This is a genomic window from Cohaesibacter gelatinilyticus (assembly GCF_900215605.1).
GTDB lineage: Bacteria > Pseudomonadota > Alphaproteobacteria > Rhizobiales > Cohaesibacteraceae > Cohaesibacter > Cohaesibacter gelatinilyticus.
This window is the reverse complement of the sequence record NZ_OBEL01000001.1, coordinates 586,970-607,622: the sequence shown is the minus strand read 5'-3', so window position 1 is coordinate 607,622 and position 20,653 is coordinate 586,970. Positions and strand designations below refer to the sequence as shown.

Below are 20,653 nucleotides of genomic sequence, written 5' to 3'. Positions count from 1 at the left end.
CATATCTGGAGCCCTTCATGATAAAGCGCGTACATTTTCCCGCGTCACCCCTTCCCTATTTATTGGTGGCGCCGCAAATCCTTATTACAATTGTGTTTTTTATCTGGCCCGCTAGTCAGGCACTCTATCAGTCCTTTCTGATTGAAGATGCCTTTGGTCTGGGTTCCGAATTTGTATGGTTCGAAAATTTCGAGCTTCTGTTTGAAGATAGTCATTATATCGACAGTTTCTGGCGCACAGCCTTTTTCTCGGCAGCTGTCGCGTTTCTGTCCATGTCCTTCGCACTGGTTTTGGCAGGCTTTGCCGACCGCGTTGTCAGAGGGGCAACCTTTTACCGCACGCTGTTGATCTGGCCATATGCAATTGCGCCAGTTCTGGCTGGTGCACTCTGGGTCTTCATGTTCAACCCGACCTTGGGCATTTTCCCGTATTTCCTGCGTTTCTTTGGCATTGACTGGAACCATTATCTCAATGGTTCCCAAGCAATGGCTCTGGTAATTATGGCAGCAGCCTGGAAACAGGTTGCCTATAATTTCCTGTTTTATCTGGCTGCCATGCAGTCCATTCCGAAATCCGTGATAGAAGCTGCTGCCATAGATGGCGCGGGACCGATCAAACGATTCTCCACCATTATCTTCCCGTTGATCTCGCCGACGACTTTCTTCCTGCTGGTGATCAATGTGGTTTATGCCTTCTTCGAAACCTTCGGCATCGTCCATGCGGTGACCCAGGGTGGCCCGGCCAACTCCACAACCATCCTTGTTTACAAGGTGTTCAATGATGGTTTCGTCGGTCTTGACCTTGGTGGTTCCGCAGCACAGTCCGTCATTTTGATGTTCATCGTAATCGTCATGACCGTAGTTCAGTTCCGCTATGTTGAAAGAAAGGTCGAATATTAATGATTGAGAACAGACCAATCGTGACCTTTTTCACGCATGCGATGCTTATCTTGGGTATCCTGATTATTGCACTGCCAATCTGGATCACCTTTGTAGCCTCGACCCATGACGAAATCCGCATGGTTCAGACCCCCTTGCCTCTCTGGCCGGGTGACCAATTTTTCGTTAACTTGGAACGCACCCTGTTTGGAGCAGGCCTCAGCGGTACAGAGAATGCACCAGTTTGGTTGATGCTTTTGAACAGTCTGGCCATGGCCTTGATGATTTCCATTGGAAAGATCGGCATTTCCCTGATCTCCGCTTTTGCCATCGTCTATTTCAAATTCCCGTTCCGGATGACCTTCTTCTGGATGATTTTCATTACCTTGATGTTACCAGTAGAGGTTCGCATCCTGCCAACCTTCGAGGTCGTAGCCAATCTGGGCATGCTGAACAGCTATTGGGGATTGTCCATTCCGTTGATCGCCTCTGCAACCGCAACCTTCATGTTCCGACAGGTCTTTTTGACCATTCCAGACGAACTTTTGGAAAGTGCGCGAATTGATGGAGCCGGACCGTTGCGCTTCTTCTGGGACATTCTGCTTCCCCTGTCGCGCACCAATATCGCAGCTCTTTTTGTCATCATGTTCATCTTTGGTTGGAACCAGTATCTGTGGCCTCTTCTGGTCACGACCGATACCTCCATGACCACAATCGTGATGAGCATCAAGCAGATGCTGGAAGCAGCCGAGCAATCTCCGCAATGGAACATCATCATGATGACCGCACTGCTCGCCATGGTTCCCCCGGTCTTTGTTGTGATCGGAATGCAGAAACTATTCGTCAAAGGCCTGACGGAAACCGAGAAATAAGCGCCAGTGCGCATAGAATTAGACAGGTATAAGCAATGGCTAAAATTGCACTCGAACATATCCGTAAGGCCTATGGTCAGACCCAGGTCATTCATGGCATTGACGGAGAAATTGAAGCAGGCGAGTTCGTCGTCATCGTCGGACCATCCGGCTGTGGTAAGTCCACCCTTCTTCGAATGATTGCGGGTCTTGAAACCGTGACAGAAGGCAATATTCGTATCGGGGATCAGATCGTCAATAATCTCGAACCTTCCCAACGTGACATCGCGATGGTGTTCCAGAATTACGCGCTTTATCCGCATATGAGCGTATTTGACAACATGTCCTATGGTCTGAAAATTCGCGGCCTACCTAAGGATGAGATCAAACGCCGGGTAGAAGAAGCTGCAAAAATTCTGGAGCTGAGCCCTTATCTGCAACGCGCTCCACGTCAACTTTCGGGCGGTCAACGTCAACGTGTCGCCATGGGTCGCGCCATCGTTCGCGAACCAAGCGTCTTCTTGTTTGATGAACCACTTTCCAACCTGGATGCCAAGCTGCGTGTCCAGATGCGGCTTGAAATCAAGAAGTTGCAGGAACGCTTGGGTATTACTTCCGTTTATGTGACCCACGATCAGGTAGAGGCCATGACACTTGGTCACCGTTTGATGGTTCTGAACGGTGGTAATGTTGAGCAATTCGGCACACCGATTGATCTTTATGACAAACCACAGACCTTGTTTGTGGCAGGTTTCATTGGCTCTCCTGCGATGAATATTCTCGATGGCGTTTGCGGCAGCGATGGCCAGAGTGTCTCCCTCGCCAATAACGAGGTGATCCCGGTAGCTTGCGGTGCCGAAAATCAGGCTGGCAAGACCCTCAAGGCTGGCGCGCGCCCAGAACATCTGCATCTCTCAGGCAGCCATGACGCCCAGTTCACAGTCACCGTTGACGTGGTTGAGCAATTGGGGGCGGATACCATTGTTCATGGCACATTACTGAATACCGAAGAACAGATTTCTGTACGTCTTGATGGGATTCAAAAACTGGATCGTGGCACCTCTATCGGCCTGTCCGTTGACCCAGCCAATGTGCATCTGTTCGACCCAGAAACCACCCAACGCGTGAACTAGGCGCGATTTGAAAGTTTTGGTCCATGACTGAAAATTTGCAAAATGACGCTCGACGGGTGATCGAAATTCATGGTCACCGTGGTGCACGTGGTATATTGCCTGAAAACACCTTGGAAGGCTTTGCCTACGTTCTGGGTATCGGGGTCAAGATCCTTGAACTTGATATCCAATTGTCCAGCGATGATGTTTTCATGGCTACCCATGACCTGACACTTGCCAAGCACGGCACTCGTGACGAGCAAGGCGTCTGGCTGGATGACGATCATGAAGTCATCTCACTGACACAAGAGCATATCAAACGTTATGATGTTGGCGGACTGAAAGCGGGAAGTGAATATGCGTCACGTTTTCCCGATCAAGCCTTCATGAGTGATGTCACCATTCCGTCACTGGAAGAGGTCATCAATCTGCTCAAGGATGTCGGAGTGGGTGATGAGATCCTCAATATCGAGATCAAGAGCGAGGCAAGTCTCTCTCGCCATCAGGATCGCGTCAAGGATGTTGCCCAAAAACTGGTCAAACTGATCAAAGATCATGACTTTGAAGATCAGGTTTTGCTGCAAAGCTTTGACTGGGCTTTGATGGAAGAATTGACCAAGCTGGCTCCTCATGTTCAACGCGCTTGCCTGACTTTGCAGAAACCGGATATTCCCGATGGGGGCAAAGGCATCAAAGGGACTATCTATGATGGTTCTCCGTGGATTGGCAGTTCGGATTATATCGCCGCCAACGGATGCATCCCGACCATGATTGCAAAAGCTGGCATTCCAATTTGGGGCAGCTTTTTCAAGGATCTGGATCAGGGGCAGTTGAACAAGGCCCATTCACTTGGTCTGAAGGTCAATGCCTGGACCGTGAATGAGACCGAAGACATTCTGGCCATGATCAAATTGGGCGTGGATGGCATCATTTCGGACTATCCTTCCCGCGTCCAAAGGCTGCTATTGGAACAAGGCTATCATTGGTTGCCGGAAGACCAGCGCTAGTGTGGTGGGTGCTCATTGGCCAATGTGACGAACTTTAGATTCGGGTGATTAGATTTCTCACTCATATATAGATAGAGAATTGAAGAAGAGGAGCTACCATGTATCCTGCCCTTTCCACTCAGGACGCTTTTGCACGATATGAGGCCATTCGTGCTCGCTTGCCCGGATATATTGGACAGGATGCTTCCTCCTCTTCTTCTTACAATCAAAGGCAATCTCAGGCGGAAAAGTACATTGAAGCTCCGAACCTTGGTGCATTGGCGGACAAATTTGATGTATTTGTCTTTGATGCATTTGGCGTTTTGAATGTAGGAGAGACCCCTATTCCCGGAGCACGTGAGCGCATTGACGCTTTACGAGATATGGGTAAGACGTTGTTCGTCCTGACCAATGCTGCTTCTTTCACATTTCCGCAAACAATTGAAAAATTTCAAAAACTTGGTTTTGATTTCAGACCTGAAGAGTTGATATCCAGCCGCGCAGTATGCGAAATGCATCTTGATGATTATGCCGATGTCGGACATTGGGGTGTCATCGGACCGGAAGATTATCATGCCGGTCAACTTACCCTGCCCAATAGTGCATTGGGCATCGATGGTGCCGATTATGACCGGGTCGATGGTTTCCTCTTCTTATCATCCGCAGGATGGTCACGAATGAAGCAAACCATGCTGTTGCACAGTCTGGCGGCAAATCCTCGCCCTGTTGTGGTCGCCAATCCTGATCTGGTTGCCCCTCGAGAGGATGGCTTGAGTTTGGAGCCCGGCTACTTCGCCCACGATTTGCAAGATGCCTTGCCAAACCTATCCTTGAAATTTCATGGCAAGCCCTATGGAAGTGTCTATGATCATATTCACGAGCGGTTGGGCGACAAGAACAATGCAGATCCAAGCCGTATTGCAATGTTGGGGGATACCTTGCATACCGATATTCTTGGCGCACAAGCTTGTGGCTGGACAGGTATTCTCGTCACTGACCATGGTCTGTTCAAAGGCCATGATATCAATGACTATATTGCCTCCAGCGGAATCAAGCCCGACTATCTCATTCCATCAATATAAGCTCACAAATCTGCTAGATCTGTCGTTGCATGCCGGTTGAGACATAACTGAGTTGATATCTTTTGTCGGATTGTCATGTGTCTTATTGCTGAAAATTCGATCTATCTGATTCAGATCTGCTGCTCTGACATGGGCAGATCGATCCAACTGATCCGAATCCAACAATAGCAACCCGTTGTTTGCGTGAGATAGAACTGTTTGAATGATCTCTGCTTCTTCTTCCGCTGTTTCCAGCAACATTCCTTGAGGCGAGATTGCCGTCGCCTGTATCAATCCGAAGTCAGCTTCAAAACGAGAAAAAAAATCGGCAATTTTCGAGCCACTGACCGGTTTGGCCTGAAGGGGGGCTTCTTCTGATTTTGGACTGACAACAAGACCACCAGCAATTACGATTTGCCAATCCTTTTGGTGCGATGCCAATAATGCTACAGTCAAGTCGTTGGTGAAAATTTTAAGGCCTGATTTTTCCCTTAATGCCTGAATTACCAAAATCATCAAGGGCGATGAGACGATTGCAAGAGAGGAATGATCCGGAATATGTGATGCTACTCTTGAAGCCAGTTCGTGATATTTTCCTGAGAGGTGTGTCGCATTGATGCTCAATTGAGTGTGTGATTTGGGAGGTGGCAGTGTGACGCCTCCCCGAACTCGTCTCAACTCACCAAACTCACACAGCTGATTGACGTCACGACGAATAGTCTGCGTAGAAACTGCAAACTCACGGGAGAGATAGTCAATGCCTGCCGTACCATTTTCCCGCACCTGAGCGAGAATTTCCATTTGACGTGGTGAGTAAGTAGACATAACAGCATGATCCCGAAAAGATGGCTTGCCGGGATCATGCCCTCTTCATTTGAAGCTTTCATGACATTCAATTGAATATATTCAGTCTATTCGAATTGGTTGCATCACTTCCGGCTCGATCACATCCACTTCCGGTAGTCCATCCTTCATGACTTGAGCCGATTGTTCCAGGATTGGGAAGGTCCGATAGTGACAAGGAATGATGGTTTTGAAGTTGAAGAACTTCTTTGCCGCATAAGTCGCCCTTTCCATATCCATAGTGAAATGACCACCTGCTGCCAAAATACCAATATCCGGCGCATGCAAATCGTTGAAAATGCCCATATCAGTTGTTACATCGGTATCACCGGAAACATAGATAACGTGATCTTGGGTCGCTATCATATAACCGCATTCACTACCTGCACATTTGGGACCATCTTCACTCATGAGAGAAGAAGAGTGGACCGCATTGACCATGGTGACAGCAATATCACCCAGATCAACAGTGCCACCTTTATTGAAAGCAACAACCTCGATGCTTTCTTTTTCACTCCAATAAGAAAGCAGATCGAACTGACCAACCAGCGTTGCCCCCAATTTCTTGGTGAGGTCCAGAACATCATCAGAATGGTCGAAATGACCGTGTGTCAGCAGGATGTGGGTTGTGCCCTTTGTAGCAGCTTCATATTGATCTTCGGTCAGCATTGGATTGCCTGCCAACCAGGGATCAATCAACAAGACCTTACCCGCCAGTTCCAGCCGAAAACTGGCATGTCCCAACCATATAATTTTCATACTTTCCTCCACACTATTGCTTTTGTTATCCAGACCTGAGATTCATTCAAGATCTTCAAACCTTGCCTTTGCAGTCGTACTCAGTGTAACGCTTGGTATCGTGTAATCCATCCCCTATTCTATCAACGCGCGTAATTGCTCTAAGCACATGACCTCTCTCAAAGCAATTTTGCTATCATGTACCCAAACTAAATCTAGCTTTAACTGATTGCTTCAAAAACCACCCAGATCGGAGAGCCTCTTCCATGTCCGGCCAGACTTCTGCTTCACAAGGTCCAGCATCTGACCCGCAGATGGTTTTTCGCACCAGAAATCTGGAGAAGATTTATGGCGAGGGAGAGGCGGCAGTTCATGCGCTACGTGGGGTAAATCTGGATATTCCACCAGCCGAGATTGTAGTTCTGCTCGGCGCATCGGGAAGTGGCAAATCAACCTTGCTCAATATTCTCGGAGGGTTGGATCGGGGCAGCAATGGTGATGTCTGGTTCGGAAATCAGAGCTTGAGTGAAATGGATGATGCCGACCTTACCCGGTATCGCCGTGATCATGTAGGATTTGTCTTTCAATTCTATAACCTCATGCCCAGCCTGACCGCGCTCGAGAATGTCCAGTTGGTCACCGAGATTGCTGATCATCCCATGGATCCGAAGAAAGCACTTGAACTTGTTGGACTGGATCACCGACAATCGCATTTTCCGGCTCAATTGTCTGGCGGTGAACAACAGCGAGTTGCCATTGCCAGAGCTATCGCCAAGAAGCCAACAGTTCTGTTTTGCGACGAACCCACGGGAGCATTGGATAGCCAGACAGGACGCAGCATTTTAGGTGTTCTGAAGCGTGTGAACGAAGAAATCGGCTCATCAGTGCTTATTGTGACACATGCGGCAGATACGGCTAGCATGGCACACAGGATCATTCATTTCTCAGATGGCGCGATTGGTAAAATTGAACTGAATGAGCACCGTGCCAATCCGGAAGATATTGTCTGGTAGCATCATGAGTGTTCTGAACCAAAAATTATGGCGAGATCTCAACCGCATGAAGGTACAATCGCTTGCGATTGCTGCTGTCATTGCAGTTGGTGTCATGTTGCTCGTCATGATGAGTGGTGTGGTAACATCGCTGACAGAGACCCAACGAGCCTATTATGAACGCAATCATTTTGCAGATGTTTTTACCTCGCTCAAACGCGCTCCCGCTTCTGTTCTGAGAGACTTGCGTGCCATTCCCGGCATTTCAGTTGTTGAAGGACGTGTGGCCGGCTCAGCTCTGATCAACATGCCCAGTCAGGCTGTTCCTATCAGGGCACAAGCTTTATCATTGCCAGATCTGCATTTGCCACGCCTCAATGTTCCTCTTTTGACCGACGGACGCCTCGTGGATGCAGATCAACCGGATGAAATCCTGCTCCTACGCAGTTTTGCCCACGCTCATGATCTGCTACCCGGAGATTATTTATCAGTGACCATGAATGGCAATCGCCGCCAATTGGCCATCGTCGGTCTGGTCCAATCTCCAGAATTTCTCTATAGCGTTCCTCCAGGCGAATTGTTTAGCGAAGACAAACGCTTTGGCGTTTTCTGGATGAGCAATACCGCCCTTGCTGCTGCCTTTGACATGCGCGGTGCCTTTAATGATGTTTTGATTTCCATTGGATTGCAGGCCCGCGAGGCCGCTGTCATCGAAGCAGTGGATCTGGTGCTCAAACCCTATGGTGGACTTGGTGCCTATGGGCGATCTGATCAGATATCCGACCATTTCACCACTCAGGAAATTACCAGCATGCGTGACGCAAGCAAAAGCGTACCACCAATCTTTCTGGCGGTTGCGGCATTTTTGCTGAATATCGTGATTTCGCGCATGGTTCAGGCAGAGCGGGAACAAATCGGCCTGATCAAGGCTTTTGGCTATAATGATTGGGAAGTTGGCCTGCATTATCTGAAACTGGTACTGGTCATTGCATGCTTTGGTGCTCTGATTGGCTGCATTCTTGGGATTGCTGCCGGACGAGGCATGATGGAGCTCTATCTTGTCTATTTCAAATTTCCTGCACTCGTCTTTCAGCTAGACCCGTCAAGTTTTGTCATCGGTCTTGGTGTCAGCATTTTTGCGGCTTCTCTTGGAGGACTTTTGGTTCTGCGCGCCGTTTTTGCCCTGACACCCTCAGAAGCCATGCGTCCTCCTACTCCACCTGATTACAGCAAAAGAGGTCAATGGGGTGCAAGGTTCAGTCAAATGCTGGATCAACCCAGCCGCATGGTTTTGCGACGCCTGACGCGCGCGCCTGGACGGATGCTGGGATCCATGGTCGGCATTGCGACGGGCATGGCACTGTCCGTTGCCATGATATCGCTTCTCGCTGGATTTGACCGCACGATCGAACTGACTTTTGATGTTCTGGACCGCTCGGATGTCACTGTAACATTCATTCATCCAGTGCATGAAAATGCTGCTCTTCAATTGTCGAAACTGGATGGGGTCACATCAGTGGAGCCCGCCCGTGCCGTTTCCGTTATTTTTCGAAACGGGGTCAAGACCAGCCGTGGGGCCGTGCAAGGATATATTGCCTCGCCGCGCCTCAATCGCGCACTCAAGCGAGATCTGTCTCCTGTTTACTTGAGACAGGATGGACTGATCCTCTCGACAGCTTTGGCCAAAAAACTGGATATTCGCCCCGGCGATATACTTACTCTGGAAATTCGCGAAGGACGGCAACCCAAGCTCGATATTCCAGTAGCAGGGCTCGCACAGAGCCTGATAGGTTCTCCTGCCTATATGGAATTATCCGCACTTAATCGGGTCTTGTCAGAACCTGACAGAATCTCAACAGCCTTCCTGACCATCGATGCTTCAAAACAAGAGAACATCTATCGGTCCTTGAAAGCCATGCCTGGTGTTGCTGGTGTTTCGGTCAAATCCGAGGCGCGGGACTCTTTTGTAAAAATGCTGAATGAAGGCTCCGGTTCGACCCGTTTCATCATGATCGCCATTGCCGCCATTATCACTTTTGGCATTGTATATAACGCTGCACGCATCGGTTTTGCCGAGCGCGAGCGTGATCTGGCAAGTCTGCGCGTAATAGGCCTTAGCAAAGGTGAGACGGCTTTTGTATTGTTAGGAGAGCTTGCCGTCGTAACTCTTGTTGCCTTGCCTGTTGGAGGATTGGTTGGATATTTTCTAACCTTTGCCATTGCCAATGGTTATTCAACGGACCTTTATCAAATTCCTGTCACCTTTTCTCCGCGCAGCTTTGGCTTGGCGGGTCTTTCTGTTGTGCTGGCGGCCATTTGCTCTGGTTGGCTGGTCAAGAGAGATGCCGACAATCTGGAACTTGTCACAGCGCTCAAGACGAGAGAATAATCCTATGGCTAAACGCAATACACGCCCCATATTGAGCCTTTTTGTAGTTGCACTGTTGGGGGCCGGGCTGGCCTGGTCCTTTTGGCCACGCCCATTGATGGTCGATATTGGCAACGTTCAGCGCGAGCCGATGATTGTAACCATCGATGAAGACGGTCGCACCAGAGTGCATGATGCTTACATCGTCTCTACACCCGTGGCTGGAAGACTGCTTCGTGTCGAAGTAGAACCTGGCGATGTCGTCGAAAAAGGCAAAAGCGTCGTTGCACAGATGTTGCCGATCAATCCAGCGGCATTGGATATCCGCACACGCGAACAAGCACGCGCTGCTGTGACGGCGGCAGAGGCTGCTCTCCGGGTGGCAAAGGCAGATTTGAACAAGGCGATTGCTGATCTTGAGCTCGAACAGAGTGAATTGAAACGCACACAGTCCTTGGCCAAGCGAGGCACGGTCAGCCAATCAACCTTGGAGCGGGCACAGAGTAAAACACGCCGTGCCAGTGCAACGCGAGATACAGCAGAGGCAGCTATTTCGATGCGTGAAGCGGAGTTGGTCAATGCCCGGGCTCGTCTAATTGGATTTGATGATCCCAAGGCTGGGGGCAATGCACCACTTGAGAAGGAGATTCCCCTTTATTCCCCAACAGATGGTCGCATATTGAAGATTGTTCAACGTTCTGCAACCACACTGCCTGCCGGAGCTCCCGTCATGGAGATCGGCAATATTGAAGGCGATCTGGAGATTGTCGTCGAATTGCTGTCTAGCGATGCGGTACAGATCAGAGAAGGCAATCGGGTTATCATTGATGATTGGGGGGGAGAAGAGCTTCTTGGCGGCAAAGTAAGCCGGATTGACCCACTCGGTTTCACCAAAATCTCGGCACTCGGTGTCGAAGAGCAACGGGTAAATGGCGTGATCCAATTCACAGGTGATCAGGTCAAGCGTGACGCTCTTGGTCATGGTTTTCGCGTTACTGCCCGCATCGTAGTTTGGGAAGATGACAATGCTCTGGTGGTACCGTCCAATGCCCTCTTCCGAATGGGCGAAAATTGGGCCGTATTTGCAGTGGTTGAGGGAAAAGCAACGCAGAAGCAAGTGACAATTGGCCGGAATAATGGCTTGAAAGCCCAGATTCTTGAAGGCTTGGATGTCGGTGATGCCATCATCCTCTATCCATCGGCAGCTGTGAGTGATGGCAAGGCAGTCGCATCACGTTGATAGGTGCTGCTGTATACCAGAGGCAAAAATGGCCGCGCAGCGGCCATTTTTTTTAAATTCTCAGCAAATTTTGAAGCTGCATCAGGTCCTTGAAAGCAGCATTGCCGGGCGTGCTTTTGCAATGCCCTGCGTCACCAGCCCTGTAATCACGGCCTTGATGGCATCGCCAATCAGGAATGGTGTGACAAGAAGTGCCGATTCAATCAAGCCTTTGCCAAGTACGACCGAAAGACCAACAATACCGCAAGCATATAGTGCAATGATCCCGCCAACGACGGCAGCAACAGTTGCGACCAAAGCAATATTGTCATGCTTCCAGCTCTGCATGATCAGACCGGCAACGAAAGCAGCGATCGGGAAGCCGACCAGAAACCCTGCTGTTGGAGAAGTAAAGACACCAAGGCCACCACGACCGCCAGAAAGCAAGGGCAATCCAAGTGCTACCAATGCCAGAAGCAGCAAAACGGCCAGCAAGCCACGCTTTGCGCCCAGAACAGTTCCTGCCAGCATGATACCGAGGCTTTGAGCGGTGATGGGAACGCCAAAGGCCAGATCAATTTTCGGGATCAGCCCCAATGCCGCTATCAAGGCTGCAAACAGGGCGATGAAAACAAGATTTCTTTCCACTTTTCTTCCTTTGCAAAGATGCATCGCATCAGGCTCAATAGCGCCCGATAAGTTTAGGTCCCCTGGTATTTGGTCTATTCTTCGGCAGATTTTATTGCCCGAACTTTGGAATGGGCCAATCCACCACGGGCTTTCAAAGCCTCTGCCACTCTATCTGCGTCATCCAAAACAGCCAGACTAAGTGGTACCAACAAACGATGACTTGGCTTTCGCGTACTCCGCATTTTCCAGGCGTCGGCCAACGTTGCCCCACGCTGAATGAAAACCGGTGTGAAGCGGATAACCAATGCTGTTGCCAGTCCAAGCGTGCGTCGTGGTAAGCCAAGCTTGTAAACCGGTTCTGCCAACCAATCAACCACCTTCATCATGGCATCCAGACGGGTGGTCATGGTGACCAAAGTCGCGATACCAATCGCTGCGCATAGACGCAAGGTGATTACCAACCCCTCTTCAAACCGTCCGGTCACAATATGATAGAGCATGATAACAGCAATCATCCAGATTAGCGGTTTAAGGCGCTGCAACCCGGTTTTGGCAAATGACAGCCCGAGCGACAGATAAAGCAGACACACGATTACCAGCACGAAAAACGCAAGTACCCAGCTTTTTAAAGAAAACACAAATATAGTCGCCGCACACAGTGCGATTAGCTTGATCGTGGCCGGAAGCCTATGAAGCCAGCTTTGTCCGGGGATTGAGAGAGAGAGCATGATTATGCCCCTAACTTCGAAATTTCAGATCGCTGCATAGTTTCCGGGGTCAGATCGGAATAACCTCGCAGTTTCATTTCCTTGACATAGGCAGTAAGCACTGTCTCTGGAGTGCCATCCATTGCAAGCTTTCCGTCATCCAACCAGATAATTCGGTCAAAGTTCCGCAAATGCTCAAGGTCATGGGTAATAAGTACAATTTGCTGATCCAGCCCCTCTAGCCATTGATAAAGTGCTGAACTTGTGGGCCAATCAAGGCCCGCATAAGGCTCATCCAGCAGAATAACAGATGGCTTCATCGCCAATACAGACATCAAGCAGACGAGATGTCGCTGACCTTGTGAGAGCATGTGAGTGCCAAGAGCTGCCCAATGACTTCGGCCAAAGGCTTCCAAAATCTCATTGGCTTTACGAATAGCTTCTGCCTTGTCGCCAAGCTGGCTTTCCAAACCGAAGGCAATTTCCTCTTCCACTGTCGGGAAGATAATCTGGTGGTCGGGATTTTGGAAAATCAAACCAACAGTCGATATGGCTTGCTGCCGATCTTTGGCAACATCAACGCCTTTGATCTTAACAGACCCTTTGTCGGGTTCCTGAAGACCGGCGATCATACGCAAAAGTGACGTTTTTCCGGAGCCATTGCAGCCGATCAAGCCAACACGCTTTTCCGAAATTTCCAAGGTCACATTGGACAGGATGGGGCGTTCCTGCAAGGAAAAGTCGACTGAGTGTATTGCGATCACTTCAGAATGCTCCATTTTGCAGCAAGAACCAACAGCGTCTTTGTTCCACCGCCTTGGTGAGCTGTGCGCCCCAAAAGGCGCACAGGAAGTATTGTCTGGTCATAGCTATTGTTTGCCATGAATTCAACCGGCTCGATTTCATGCCGATCTTAATGGATTTCTCCGAAGCAGAGGTATTTCATCTCCAGAAAATCCTCAACACCGTATTTAGAACCTTCGCGACCCAAACCAGATTGCTTGATACCACCGAATGGAGCCATCTCGGTGGAGATAAGCCCCGTATTGATACCAACCATGCCGGTTTCCATCTCCTCTGCAACACGCCAAACGCGGGCAATGTCGCGAGAATAGAAGTAACCAGCCAAGCCGAATTCGCTATCATTGGCCAATGCCACAACTTCTTCCTCGGTTTCGAATTTGAACAGTGGTGCAACCGGACCAAATGTCTCTTCACGTGCAACCACCATATCGGTCGTCACATCTGTGAGGATAGTTGGCTCAAAGAAGGTGTGGCCAAGTTCATGAGGCTTGCCACCAACCATAACCTGCGCCCCTTTATGCACGGCGTCAGAAACATGCTGCTCGACCTTGTCAACAGCAGCCTGATTGATCAGTGGGCCGGTGGTTACCCCCTCTTCAAATCCATCTCCCAGTTTCAGGCTCTGCACTTTGGCTGCGAGCTTCTCTGCAAAGGCCTCATAAACACCTGCTTGAACATAGATGCGGTTAGCACAGACACAAGTTTGGCCGCCATTGCGATATTTGGCGATCATCGCTCCATCGACGGCAGCATCGAGATCTGCATCATCAAAAACAAGGAATGGGGCATTCCCGCCCAGTTCCAATGAGAGTTTCTTGATCGTATCCGCACATTGCTGCATGAGAATTTTGCCAACACGGGTGGAGCCGGTGAAGGTGACCTTGGAGACTTTCTCATTGGCGCAGAGCTCTTGACCAACGCCTGAGGAATCAGAGCTTGGCACCACGTTGAAGACACCAGCCGGGATCCCTGCCCGCTCGGCCAACACCGCCATGGCATTGGCAGACAACGGGGTCAGCTCAGCCGGACGAGCGACGAAAGAACATCCCACAGCCAAAGCAGGAGCAACCTTACGTGCAATCATGGCATTAGGAAAATTCCAAGGTGTGATGGAGCCAACCACGCCGATTGGCTGTTTCAGCACCACAATACGCTTATCCTGTTGATGGCCAGGAATGACGTCGCCATAGATACGTTTGGCTTCTTCTGCAAACCATTCGATAAAACTGGCACCATAGAGCACTTCGCCTTTTGCTTCCGGCAGAGGTTTGCCCATTTCGGCACAGACAATGGTGCCCAGATCATCAACATTCTCGACCATCAAGTCATACCAGCGACGCAGCAAAGCACCGCGCTCTTTGCCGGTCAGCTTCTTCCAGCTCTTTTGCGCTTGATAAGCATGATCAATAGTTGTGGAGACTTCCTCGGCGGAAAGATCAGTAACTTTTGCCACCACTTCACCCGTCGCCGGGTTGATCACGTCAAAGGTCTTGCCATTTTCCACCCATTCACCATTCACATAAGCACGGGTTTCCAAGAGGCTTTGATCGCGTAATTTCAACATGACGGACTCCATTTATAGCGAGTGGTGCAATTGCCCAAATCGGATTTAAGTCTTTGGCTTGACAGCTTGTAATTTTGTGATCACAAATTACTGGTGCGTATTTTTAGCGTATCAAGCCATATTTCTTGAACTTGGTATGCATCCAAAACTACACAGCAGAACAGGTCAAGCTTTCAAGACCCAATACCCACGCCTGAATCGCCTTATCAAGGAGTTCCATATGGCAGAGCTACATAACCGCCTTTATGATGCCCATGCCTATGATATCGAAGCCGAACCCATGAGCTGGTGGCGAGATAGCTGTGCGGTTCCGCAATTTCTCTATAATCCGCTGGAAGGCGATAAAATCAGCGATATTGCAGTGATTGGCGGTGGCGTTACCGGCCTGAATGCGGCCTTGCGCCTTGCCAAGGACCACAACCAATCTGTCATTTTGCTCGATAGCAGTTATCCAGGATGGGGAGCATCGGGGCGTAATGGCGGATTTTGCTGCATGGGAGGTAGTCGCCTGTCAGAGCTTGCCATTGCGCGTAGGCTCGGGGTTGATGAAGCCCATCGATTTGAGATGGCACAATTGCAGTCCATCGATCATGTTGCCAAAATCATTGATCAGCTTGATCTGGATGTGGACCGGCATAGTGATGGTGAGCTGGTGATCGCCCATAGCGCAAAGCAAGCGACCAGTTTGCAAGAAGAAGCTCCACTTCTATCGCAAAAACTCGATATTGAAGCCCACTATCGCTCGGCTTCCGAGCTCAAGGAACGTGGCGAACATTTGGCAGGCGGTTTCGGCGGTCTGCATATCAAAGCTGGTTTTGCCATACATCCCATGAAATATACTTCCGGTCTCGCAACAGCTTGTCATGAAGTTGGGGCGAGGCTCTGCGGACAGAGTGATGTGGTGGCCTTATCTCACGAACCAACCGGTCGCGTTCGTGTCCATTGCACCAATGGGACCGTGCTGGCAAAGCGGGTTTTGATTGCCACCAATGGCTATGCTTCCGAACGAGCACCCTTGAGCATGGCGGGGCGAACTATGCCTGTCATGTCCAATATCATTGTGACGCGACCACTCACAAAAGATGAGCAAACAACGCAAGGATGGTGGTCGGGTCAGATGGCTTACGACAGCCGTAATTTGCTGCACTATTTTCGCCTGATGCCGGATGGACGTTTTCTTTTTGGGATGCGTGGCAGTTGGGATGCATCCGAAAGTGGATTAAAACGGTTCGAGAATGAAGTACGCAAGCATTTCAATCGTATGTTTCCTACTTGGGCGGGTGTCGAACATGATTATTTCTGGTCTGGCCTTGTCTGCATGACCTATTCCGGCCTTCCCTATATTGGTCCCATCGAAGGCTCTCCCAATGTCTGGGCCGCTCTTGGCTATCATGGCAATGGTCTTGCCATGGGCAGTTGGGCCGGAGCCCAGGCAGCTGACATTCTGGCCTCCAAGATGCGGCATGATGCTTTGCCCGCCGCTTTTCGCCAACCACTCAAGGCCTTCCCCTTGCCTTCATTGCGCAAAAACTATCTGAAAGCAGGCGTTTTGGGGATGGGATTGCTGGATCAGATTTCCTGATCCAGCATATCAATCGCGCTTAAACGGTTCGAAGATAGGAACGGTATTCAAAGTCTGTAATTGTCGCAGAAACAATCGCTTCTTCGGCTTCGCGTGACTTGGTGTAGCAATTGTGGAAGTCATGGCCGAACATCTCTTCTGCCAGTTTTGACCCTCCAAAGCGTTTGATGGCTTCCTGCCAAATCGGGCTCAATGGCTCTTTGGCATCAACTTGTTCCAGTGTCTCGATATGCTCACCTGGATTGGATTGGCTCTCAAACCCTTGCATGACACCAGCGAGCAGCGCCGCGATAACCAGATATGGATTGGCATCTGCACCAGCGACGCGGTGTTCAAAACGAGCGGCTGGGCCGGAACTGGACGGTACGCGAATGGCAACAGCACGGTGATCATAGCCCCAGCATGGTGTGGTCGGCGCGTAACTCTCTGGCTGGAAGCGACGATAGCTGTTTGCATGAGGCGCAAACAGCACCTGCATATCACGCATGGTATCCAGCATTCCGCTGACAGCATGTTGCAAGGTTTCATTGGCACGGCCGGCTTCACCTCCATCAAAGATATTGTCGCCCTTCTCATCCAGCACGCTCATATGAACATGGAAGCCATTGCCTGTGGTCTGGGCATAGGGTTTGGCCATGAAAGTGGCGTCAAAACCATGTTTTCGGGAAACGTGACGCACCACACGCTTGAAAAGCATGCAATGATCGGCAGCCTCCAACGCAGACGGCACATGCAGCAGGTTCATCTCGAACTGTCCGGGACCGAATTCTGAAATGGTTGTTTCTGCCGGTATGCCCTGCTCCTTACAGGCCGCGTAGATCTCGGCCAGTACCGGTTCAAAACTGGCAATTACATCCATATTATAGACTTGGCTATCGCTCAGCCGATCTGTCTGACCTGGAATGACTGGTCCCTGCGGATGCCCAGCCGCTGTGGTGTTGCGATCAATCAGATAGAATTCCAGCTCTGTTGCGACAACCGGAGTGAGTTTTAGCTCAGCAAAACGATCTACCATGCGGGAGAGCACGCCTCTGGTGTCGAAACCACAAGTCTCACCGCTATCAATCTCGGCCATGGTGACCAACACCTGTGCCGTTGGCTCACTTGCCCATGGCACTCGCTTCAGGCTCCCAGGAACAGGAATGCAAATCCCATCAGGGTCACCTTTTTCCAAAGCGATACCGACGGCAGGGACATCATCCCCCCAGATATCCAGCGCAGCAGTTGACAACGGCATACGCACGCCGCCATCTGCAAGTTTCTTCAAGGAATCTGCTGGTAGCCATTTACCCATCAGTGGACCGCAGAATCGCGGTAACAGCAATTCGACTTTCACAATGTCCGGGTTTGCTGCCAGAAAGGCTTCAGCTTCAGAACGAAACAGATCAGCCTGACTGGGCTCTTGATTGGTGGCGAGCATAATATCCTCTTTGTTCGCTTACTTTTTTACTTATCGGGGGTGTTGTTTTCTGTCATCCATACTTCATTTTACAGCATGGCTTTGGCTTTTCGGTCTGGAAACTGCGATGCATAAAGGCAGATCAGATCCAACGCCAATGTGGCAGCTGCAAGAGCTGTTACTTCTCCCACGTCATAGGCGGGCGAAACCTCAACGACATCCATTGCCTTGATGTTCAACCCCTGCAATCCACGGATGATGGCGCGGACATCGCCGGTATGCATACCACCAACCACCGGAGTTCCGGTACCTGGAGCAAAGGCCGGGTCCAGTCCATCGATATCGAAGGTGACATAGGCAGGGTGATCGCCAACCGCTTCACGAACTGCTTTGATTGTTGCTTCCACGCCATTCTCACGCACCCAATCGGCGCTGAAAATATTGAAGCCATGGCTTTCCGGATTGTTGGTTCGGATACCGATCTGCGCGGATTTTTCCGGTAGGATCACACCTTCCTGCGCCGCGTGATAGAACATGGTGCCGTGGTCCAGTCGCTTGCCGTTGTCCCGCCAAGTGTCGGAATGGGCATCGAACTGTATGAGCGCCATGGGGCCATGCTTCTCCGCATGAGCTTTGATCGCAGGATAGGTACAAAAATGGTCGCCACCAAGCATCAGGGTTGCCACCTCACGATCCACCATCTCCTTGATCTGCTCTTGCAAACGATCGGCAATCTGACGCGGATAGCCCGGATCGAACTGCAAGTCGCCGTAATCCACCACGGCGAGGCGCTCAAAAGGATCGAACTCCCACCCCCAGGCGCGATCCCAAGCCAACATGCTTGAGGCCTGCCGAATGGCCCGCGGGCCAAAACGGCAGCCGGGGCGATTGGAAACCGAGATATCGAAGGGCACACCAAAGACGGCGACATCCGCTCCGTCCAAGTCCTTGCTATATTGACGCCGCATGAAGGACAAAATGCCTGCATAGGTCGCCTCGGCCAGCGTGCCATAGGGCGAACGCCGGGTTATGGCGAGGTCTGCCTCGCCATATTCATCATGGATGATCGGGTCTTCGTTTGTGTTTCCGGCAATTTCACTTTGTGTCTCAATCATTGGATTGTCCGCTTTCACGGTTTTTCGCTTTAGGCTTCGGCAATCGCTGCCTGTTCCTCTCGTTTCCGTCTGACTTCCTGATTTTTGGTCACGAGAGAGGCAATGATCACGCCTGTTGAGACGAGGATGACAAGGATGGTGGATAGGGCATTGATTTCAGGGGTCACACCCAGACGCACCTGCGAGTAAATCTTCATGGGCAAGGTAGTGGCACCTGGTCCGGAAGCAAAGGAAGCAATCACCAGATCGTCCAATGACAAGGTGAAGCTCAAGAGCCAGGCGGACAGAACCGCTGGCAGAATGATGGGCAGCGTTACCTGAAAGAAGGCAGAAAGACGCGTACACCCAAGATCCAGAGCAGCTTCTTCCAAAGACTGATCAAAGGTAACCAGACGGGACGACACAACCACCGCCGCATAACACATGGAAAAGGTAACATGAGCGATGATGATCGTCCAAAATCCGCGATCCAGCCCCATGGAGACGAAAAGCAACAAAAGGGATAGACCGGTGATCACTTCGGGCATCACCAAAGGTGCATAGATCATGCCTGAGAACAGAGTTCTGCCATGAAAGCGCCCTGCCCTCACCAGAATGAGCGCGCCCATTGTGCCGAGGACGGTTGCAATGGATGCCGAGAGGAAAGCCACGCGAGCAGTCACCCAAGCAGCATCCATAAAGCCTTCATTCTGAAAGACTGCCGAATACCATTTGGTCGAGAAACCACCCCAGACAGTAACCAGTCTGCTCTCATTAAATGAGAAGATAATGAGCAACAGGATTGGCAGATAGAGGAACACAAATCCAAGCGTGAGCGAGGTTGCATTGAACAGCGAGAAGCGTTTCATCGTTCAGCCTCCGCATTTCGTTCCTGCATCTTCTGGAACATGACAATTGGGATGATCAGCAGCAGTAATAAAATGACAGCTACGGCAGATGATACTGGCCAATCACGGTTGGAGAAGAATTCCACCCAGAGCGTTTTGCCAATCATCAGCGTATTGGAACCACCGAGCAGATCCGGGATGACAAACTCACCCACTGCCGGAATGAAGACCAGAAAACATCCCGCTATGATACCTGGCATCGACAACGGAATGGTGATGGCCCAGAAGCTTTTGATTGGTGGGCAACCCAGATCTTGGGCTGCTTCCAGCAGGGAACCATCCATTTTTTCAAGAGCTGCGTAAAGTGGCAGCACCATAAAGGGCAGATAAGAATAAACAATGCCTATATAGACTGCCAAATCGGTATTGAGGATGATCAGAGGTTCATCGGTGATGCCGGTCGACATCAGCAGAAGGTTCAGCAAACCTTCTTTCTTCAGGATTCCAATCCATGCATAGACGCGGATCAGGAAAGATGTCCAGAAGGGCAAAATGACCAGCATCAGGAATGTCGGACGCCATTCATCTGGAGCTCGGGCAATCGCATAAGCAATTGGATATCCGATCAGCAGTGTCAAAAGCGTTGAGATGATCGCGACTTTGAGGCTGGAGAGATAAGATTTCCAATAAAGGTCATCCTCAGTCAGCCAGATATAATTTTCAAGATCGAAAGCCGCGAACATGGCTTTCAGACCTTCCCACCCTGCAGCAGGATCCCATGTCGGAATATAAGGTGGCTTCGCAATTGCGATGTCAGACAGCGAGATCTTCGCGACAATAAAGAACGGCGCAAGGAAGAAAACCAGAAGCCAGATATAGGGAATGGCGATTAGCAGACGCTTGCCCCATTTCCCGCTGAGCATCATTGTAAATGATGGCCCTCTATCATTATCAGAGACAGAATTCGGCATAGTGTC

General features: G+C 50.3%; 19 protein-coding genes. 9 read left to right on the top strand and 10 right to left on the bottom strand.

All coding sequences use genetic code 11. The features are described 5' to 3' along the window. Positions 1-17 precede the first annotated feature (17 nt). The 5 genes from ugpA (at position 18) to CRO57_RS02655 (ending at position 4,909) form a co-directional block, all read left to right on the top strand. Positions 18-899 (top strand): sn-glycerol-3-phosphate ABC transporter permease UgpA, encoded by an 882-nt coding sequence (gene ugpA / locus CRO57_RS02675; RefSeq protein WP_097151849.1) that lies wholly within the window; start codon positions 18-20, stop codon positions 897-899. Next, positions 899-1,750 (top strand): sn-glycerol-3-phosphate ABC transporter permease UgpE, encoded by an 852-nt coding sequence (gene ugpE, locus CRO57_RS02670; RefSeq protein ID WP_097151848.1) that lies wholly within the window; start codon positions 899-901, stop codon positions 1,748-1,750. Before ugpA ends, ugpE begins: the two co-directional genes overlap by 1 nt. A gap of 35 nt (positions 1,751-1,785) precedes the next feature. Next, complete coding sequence (locus tag CRO57_RS02665; protein WP_097151847.1) at positions 1,786-2,862, top strand: sn-glycerol-3-phosphate import ATP-binding protein UgpC; 1,077 nt, start codon at positions 1,786-1,788, stop codon at positions 2,860-2,862. A 23-nt stretch (positions 2,863-2,885) separates the two neighbouring features. After that, positions 2,886-3,848, top strand: a complete 963-nt coding sequence (locus tag CRO57_RS02660) for a glycerophosphodiester phosphodiesterase family protein (protein WP_097151846.1) — start codon at positions 2,886-2,888, stop codon at positions 3,846-3,848. A gap of 98 nt (positions 3,849-3,946) precedes the next feature. After that, the gene (locus tag CRO57_RS02655; protein ID WP_097151845.1) at positions 3,947-4,909 is read left to right on the top strand and encodes an HAD-IIA family hydrolase; all 963 of its coding nucleotides are present in this window, start codon (positions 3,947-3,949) and stop codon (positions 4,907-4,909) included. Here CRO57_RS02655 and CRO57_RS02650 read toward each other — a convergent pair. Next, on the bottom strand, positions 4,901-5,689 hold the full coding sequence (locus CRO57_RS02650) for a DeoR family transcriptional regulator (protein WP_170955922.1): 789 nt from the start codon (positions 5,687-5,689) through the stop codon (positions 4,901-4,903). The genes CRO57_RS02655 and CRO57_RS02650 overlap by 9 nt on opposite strands. Before the next feature lie 105 nt (positions 5,690-5,794). After that, positions 5,795-6,490, bottom strand: a complete 696-nt coding sequence (locus tag CRO57_RS02645) for a metal-dependent hydrolase (RefSeq protein WP_097151843.1) — start codon at positions 6,488-6,490, stop codon at positions 5,795-5,797. 245 nt (positions 6,491-6,735) lie between these two features. Between CRO57_RS02645 and CRO57_RS02640 the strand changes: the two genes are divergently transcribed. From CRO57_RS02640 to CRO57_RS02630, 3 genes are read left to right on the top strand one after another with little or no spacing between them, the layout of a single operon-like run. Continuing rightward, a complete protein-coding gene (locus CRO57_RS02640; protein WP_170955921.1) occupies positions 6,736-7,482 on the top strand; it encodes an ABC transporter ATP-binding protein in 747 nt (248 codons plus the stop codon). A gap of 4 nt (positions 7,483-7,486) precedes the next feature. Then, a complete protein-coding gene (locus tag CRO57_RS02635; RefSeq protein WP_097151842.1) occupies positions 7,487-9,850 on the top strand; it encodes an ABC transporter permease in 2,364 nt (787 codons plus the stop codon). A 4-nt stretch (positions 9,851-9,854) separates the two neighbouring features. Further along, a complete protein-coding gene (locus CRO57_RS02630; RefSeq protein WP_097151841.1) occupies positions 9,855-11,069 on the top strand; it encodes an efflux RND transporter periplasmic adaptor subunit in 1,215 nt (404 codons plus the stop codon). Positions 11,070-11,150: 81 nt separating this feature from the next. On the opposite strand, the gene CRO57_RS02625 is transcribed toward CRO57_RS02630, so the two are convergent. From CRO57_RS02625 to CRO57_RS02610, 4 genes are all read right to left on the bottom strand, one after another. Then, the gene (locus CRO57_RS02625; RefSeq protein ID WP_097153157.1) at positions 11,151-11,696 is read right to left on the bottom strand and encodes a biotin transporter BioY; all 546 of its coding nucleotides are present in this window, start codon (positions 11,694-11,696) and stop codon (positions 11,151-11,153) included. Between the two features lie 74 nt (positions 11,697-11,770). After that, complete coding sequence (locus CRO57_RS02620; RefSeq protein ID WP_097151840.1) at positions 11,771-12,406, bottom strand: energy-coupling factor transporter transmembrane component T family protein; 636 nt, start codon at positions 12,404-12,406, stop codon at positions 11,771-11,773. Between the two features lie 2 nt (positions 12,407-12,408). Continuing rightward, positions 12,409-13,149 carry an energy-coupling factor ABC transporter ATP-binding protein gene (locus CRO57_RS02615; protein ID WP_210200733.1) on the bottom strand — a complete coding sequence of 247 codons (741 nt, stop codon included), beginning with the start codon at positions 13,147-13,149 and terminating at the stop codon, positions 12,409-12,411. A gap of 149 nt (positions 13,150-13,298) precedes the next feature. Further along, on the bottom strand, positions 13,299-14,753 hold the full coding sequence (locus tag CRO57_RS02610) for an NAD-dependent succinate-semialdehyde dehydrogenase (RefSeq protein WP_097151838.1): 1,455 nt from the start codon (positions 14,751-14,753) through the stop codon (positions 13,299-13,301). Between the two features lie 220 nt (positions 14,754-14,973). On the opposite strand from CRO57_RS02610, the gene CRO57_RS02605 reads away from it, so the two are divergent. Beyond that, entirely contained in the window at positions 14,974-16,335 is a 1,362-nt protein-coding gene (locus CRO57_RS02605) for an NAD(P)/FAD-dependent oxidoreductase (RefSeq protein ID WP_170955920.1), read from the top strand. Positions 16,336-16,354: 19 nt separating this feature from the next. Here the strand turns inward: CRO57_RS02605 and CRO57_RS02600 are convergent, their stop codons facing one another. From CRO57_RS02600 to CRO57_RS02585, 4 genes are all read right to left on the bottom strand, one after another. Beyond that, positions 16,355-17,755, bottom strand: a complete 1,401-nt coding sequence (locus CRO57_RS02600) for a glutamine synthetase family protein (RefSeq protein ID WP_097151836.1) — start codon at positions 17,753-17,755, stop codon at positions 16,355-16,357. 68 nt (positions 17,756-17,823) lie between these two features. Further along, on the bottom strand, positions 17,824-18,849 hold the full coding sequence (speB, locus tag CRO57_RS02595; protein ID WP_097151835.1) for an agmatinase: 1,026 nt from the start codon (positions 18,847-18,849) through the stop codon (positions 17,824-17,826). A gap of 29 nt (positions 18,850-18,878) precedes the next feature. Continuing rightward, on the bottom strand, positions 18,879-19,697 hold the full coding sequence (locus tag CRO57_RS02590; RefSeq protein WP_097151834.1) for an ABC transporter permease: 819 nt from the start codon (positions 19,695-19,697) through the stop codon (positions 18,879-18,881). Next, complete coding sequence (locus CRO57_RS02585) at positions 19,694-20,602, bottom strand: ABC transporter permease subunit (RefSeq protein ID WP_244579996.1); 909 nt, start codon at positions 20,600-20,602, stop codon at positions 19,694-19,696. The genes CRO57_RS02590 and CRO57_RS02585 overlap by 4 nt, the downstream gene beginning before the upstream one ends. Between the last annotated feature and the right edge of the window lie 51 nt (positions 20,603-20,653).

What these genes read in the sequence shown, in the direction of transcription:
- ugpA (WP_097151849.1), top strand. Translation starts at nt 18, where the DNA reads ATGATAAAGCGCGTACATTTTCCCGCGTCACCCCTTCCCTATTTATTG.
- ugpE (WP_097151848.1), top strand. Translation starts at nt 899, where the DNA reads ATGATTGAGAACAGACCAATCGTGACCTTTTTCACGCATGCGATGCTT.
- CRO57_RS02665 (WP_097151847.1), top strand. Translation starts at nt 1,786, where the DNA reads ATGGCTAAAATTGCACTCGAACATATCCGTAAGGCCTATGGTCAGACC.
- CRO57_RS02660 (WP_097151846.1), top strand. Translation starts at nt 2,886, where the DNA reads ATGACTGAAAATTTGCAAAATGACGCTCGACGGGTGATCGAAATTCAT.
- CRO57_RS02655 (WP_097151845.1), top strand. Translation starts at nt 3,947, where the DNA reads ATGTATCCTGCCCTTTCCACTCAGGACGCTTTTGCACGATATGAGGCC.
- CRO57_RS02650 (WP_170955922.1), bottom strand. Translation starts at nt 5,689, where the DNA reads ATGGAAATTCTCGCTCAGGTGCGGGAAAATGGTACGGCAGGCATTGAC.
- CRO57_RS02645 (WP_097151843.1), bottom strand. Translation starts at nt 6,490, where the DNA reads ATGAAAATTATATGGTTGGGACATGCCAGTTTTCGGCTGGAACTGGCG.
- CRO57_RS02640 (WP_170955921.1), top strand. Translation starts at nt 6,736, where the DNA reads ATGTCCGGCCAGACTTCTGCTTCACAAGGTCCAGCATCTGACCCGCAG.
- CRO57_RS02635 (WP_097151842.1), top strand. Translation starts at nt 7,487, where the DNA reads ATGAGTGTTCTGAACCAAAAATTATGGCGAGATCTCAACCGCATGAAG.
- CRO57_RS02630 (WP_097151841.1), top strand. Translation starts at nt 9,855, where the DNA reads ATGGCTAAACGCAATACACGCCCCATATTGAGCCTTTTTGTAGTTGCA.
- CRO57_RS02620 (WP_097151840.1), bottom strand. Translation starts at nt 12,406, where the DNA reads ATGCTCTCTCTCTCAATCCCCGGACAAAGCTGGCTTCATAGGCTTCCG.
- CRO57_RS02610 (WP_097151838.1), bottom strand. Translation starts at nt 14,753, where the DNA reads ATGTTGAAATTACGCGATCAAAGCCTCTTGGAAACCCGTGCTTATGTG.
- CRO57_RS02605 (WP_170955920.1), top strand. Translation starts at nt 14,974, where the DNA reads ATGGCAGAGCTACATAACCGCCTTTATGATGCCCATGCCTATGATATC.
- CRO57_RS02600 (WP_097151836.1), bottom strand. Translation starts at nt 17,755, where the DNA reads ATGCTCGCCACCAATCAAGAGCCCAGTCAGGCTGATCTGTTTCGTTCT.
- speB (WP_097151835.1), bottom strand. Translation starts at nt 18,849, where the DNA reads ATGATTGAGACACAAAGTGAAATTGCCGGAAACACAAACGAAGACCCG.
- CRO57_RS02590 (WP_097151834.1), bottom strand. Translation starts at nt 19,697, where the DNA reads ATGAAACGCTTCTCGCTGTTCAATGCAACCTCGCTCACGCTTGGATTT.
- CRO57_RS02585 (WP_244579996.1), bottom strand. Translation starts at nt 20,602, where the DNA reads ATGATGCTCAGCGGGAAATGGGGCAAGCGTCTGCTAATCGCCATTCCC.